This is a genomic window from Bacteroidota bacterium, assembly GCA_016213405.1.
Lineage (GTDB): Bacteria > Bacteroidota > Bacteroidia > Palsa-948 > Palsa-948 > Palsa-948.
Genome location: JACRAM010000062.1, coordinates 1 through 2293 on the forward strand (window position 1 = coordinate 1; position 2293 = coordinate 2293).

Annotated in this window: 2 protein-coding genes; both read left to right on the forward strand. The window is 40.3% G+C overall.

The genetic code is table 11. The features are described from left to right. The first annotated feature begins 190 nt into the window (after positions 1-190). The gene (locus HY841_07345) at positions 191-1162 is read left to right on the forward strand and encodes a hypothetical protein (GenBank protein ID MBI4930559.1); all 972 of its coding nucleotides are present in this window, start codon (positions 191-193) and stop codon (positions 1160-1162) included. A 54-nt stretch (positions 1163-1216) separates the two neighbouring features. Continuing rightward, the coding region (locus HY841_07350) for a hypothetical protein (GenBank protein ID MBI4930560.1) at positions 1217-2293 on the forward strand (1077 nt) is incomplete at its 3' end.

Genomic DNA, 2293 nt, shown 5'->3' on the forward strand with positions numbered 1-2293 from the left:
ACTTACGCAGACATGAGCATAGCGCGACACGATCCCCTTCCTGCTAAGCGTATTCTTCCCATGATTATCTTCCCATGCATGACTATCGGCTATTTTATATAACGGATAATTTAAATGTCCTTTTTCTATTGACATTGACCATGACCGTCGTGTAGAATTTTAGAAACTGTACTTTGGACGAGGACGGTCAATGGTTTCTACCAAAAAAAAGAGAGTAAAAATTTTTTTCAAACTTTTCAATCGCGTTAAAAAATCGAAATCAACTGAGAAAGATTACTTTTCAACACATTCGACACCGATTGGTATTCGACAATATTCCCGATTGAAAAAATGCTATCGCCTTGACGGTAAAGCAGGGCTTGCAGATAAACGTTGTCAAGGAAATGCCCGCAAACTTACACAAGAGCAATCGCAAATGCTTCGAGGTATTTTTGCTTACAACCGTCATTTATTCTCAACCGACTTGCAATATGAATTGCAAAGTCAATGGGAAATTAAGCTAAGTACCAGTCGTATTAACCAGTTAAGACGCCAATTAAAACTTTCTTACATGGTCTCCCAAAAGGCCGCCATGCAAGAAATGGCCCCGTTGGCCGGCATTGAAATTTTTGCGGCCATAGCCCAGCATACAGGAATTATGGAACATTGGAATAGAACAATTCAAGAACGTTTACACCAGGTGAAACAATCTGAATATTACGGCGATGGGCGTGGAACGGGTGACCACATTCACGCACGTAGACGAAATGGCACATTCTCGCCGCGTTATAATCAGCTTGCTCACGTTCGCCAAAATAAATTCTTATCTGTTTCAGATAAAGTCAAAGATAAAGATTTCTCCTGTTTATCACTCTACGAAAGAAAAATAAACAATTTCAACCGGAAAAATTTAGCGGTATTGCTTTTGCCATTAGTGACGAATAATGGCGCCATGCGAAGTCTGGATAAACCTTTAGGTAACGCTTTGCAATATGCCTGTGGTTACAATTATAAAAATGCGACTATTGACAAATATCTCAGAGAATTGAAATATCTTCAAGTTTCCTCTGAATTAATTAACTGCAATGCACGATTTTGGAGCAAATTTTGGGAACAATATGATTCAACCAATCACAAAATAGCCTATTATTACATTGATGGGAATGTTAAACCTTTGTGGTAATCAAAACGATGCCGCAAAGGAAAAGCGACCATGTTGGGCTGGGTTATGAGTTGCTTGGAACAAGTCGTTATCCATGATGGTTTTGGACGCCCGATTTACTTTCGAACTTTTTCAGGCAATGCCGATTTGCAAAACAATGCGTTACGTTCGATGGAGCATCTGGATGAACTTTTGAATGAAAACTCACAACGACGTTCCAAGAAGTCACACTGTAGTCGAGCCTTAATCATTGATGGGGCTGGCAATGCTGTGGGGACACTTAGGGCTTTTGAAAAGTCCGAGGGCTACCACTACATTACTATCTTGGATACCAACCAAATTCATCAACGCAAATTCAAGCACCTTTTGCCATCAGAACGTTATACTTATGGAGCAGCCTCCTTGACAGACTGCCGCATTGAATTGGTTGATTCAAAGGAATCCGGTTATATCTATGAAAGTCGTGCAGTCCATGTTCGTTGGGATAATGGTAAGGAATGTTGCCTGGTCACCAGTATCACGAAAGACATCTTTGATGCTTCTGGAGTCGTGAAAGCCTATTTTGATCGTTGGCCCCTTTGTGAAAAACAATACGCGATGATGAAGGCGGCAACCTGTTTTTATCAGGTCGTAGGATATGGCAAAAAGCGCCTGCCCGATGAAAACATGATAGAAAGAATCGAAAAACTTCAGACCGACCTTCGACGTCTGCGAAAGGACTTAAATACCCCGCTTTCGCAAATCGCAAAGAAAGATCAAGAACTTCAGTCTTTATTTGAGAAAGAGTGTTGGCTAAAAGAAAGCAGCAAAATCAAAGATGGTAAACGTAAACAATCACGGCAAAATCAAAAAGCATTAGAATCCTGCCAACGTGACATCCGAAAAACACAACGGAACATAATAAAAATACAGGAACCTTTCAAAAAACAATTTAACTTTTTACGACAAAAGAACAAGGAGTATGCACGCATCCAGGGTAAACGGGAAGTTTACCATGTCGATGTCGAACTTGACCAACTGATGACTAGTTTTCGTCTGACGCTCGCTAACCTCATGGCCTTTTTGGCCAAAGTCATTCTTAACGAAACTCCTATTGAAATGAACACTTTGATTCAATCCATTCTTTTTTTATCTGGAAGAATCGAACATCTC